The sequence below is a fragment of the Pseudomonas sp. EL_65y_Pfl1_R83 genome (assembly GCF_963970695.1).
In the GTDB taxonomy this organism is placed as follows: Bacteria; Pseudomonadota; Gammaproteobacteria; order Pseudomonadales; family Pseudomonadaceae; genus Aquipseudomonas; species Aquipseudomonas tritici.
In genome coordinates, this window is the sequence record NZ_CAXAQI010000465.1 from 1 (window position 1) to 442 (window position 442).

2 protein-coding genes are annotated in these 442 nt (G+C 66.3%); both read left to right on the forward strand.

The features are described 5' to 3' along the window. The coding region (locus AACY08_RS29850; protein WP_339472689.1) for a hypothetical protein at positions 1-210 on the forward strand (210 nt) is incomplete at its 5' end. Between the two features lie 78 nt (positions 211-288). Beyond that, positions 289-442: cation-transporting P-type ATPase (locus tag AACY08_RS30765; RefSeq protein WP_445262074.1), on the forward strand; the 154-nt coding region annotated here is incomplete at its 3' end.

Sequence of the window (442 nt, forward strand, 5' to 3'; positions counted from 1 at the left end):
TATACCGCCGACGATTGCGCGTCGACCTTTGCCGATTCGGGCACGCAGTTGAACGGCGTTACCGTCGATGTCACCACCCCGCTGCGCGCCTCCAACGCTGCCGTTACCGCCAGCACCTGGTCGCCCGCCGCCAATTACAGCTATGTGCTCAAGCCGACCACCGGTCTGATCGGCACCGTTATCGCCAATGCGGGTGCCGGCAAACTCTGACAGCGGCACGATTCACCACCGGGCGCGTGCGTAGTTTCCGAAGCTACCGCGCGCCCACCGCCGACGGATAGTGGCAGGATGCACGCCCCCGCCCCCGGCTCCCCCACCGCGCCGTTTTGGACGCGCAGCGCCGACGCAGTATCGATTGAGCTTGATTGCGGCCATGACGGGCTGACCACAGCGCAGGCCGACGAGCGGCTCGCGCATTATGGGCCCAATGCCGATGCGATCG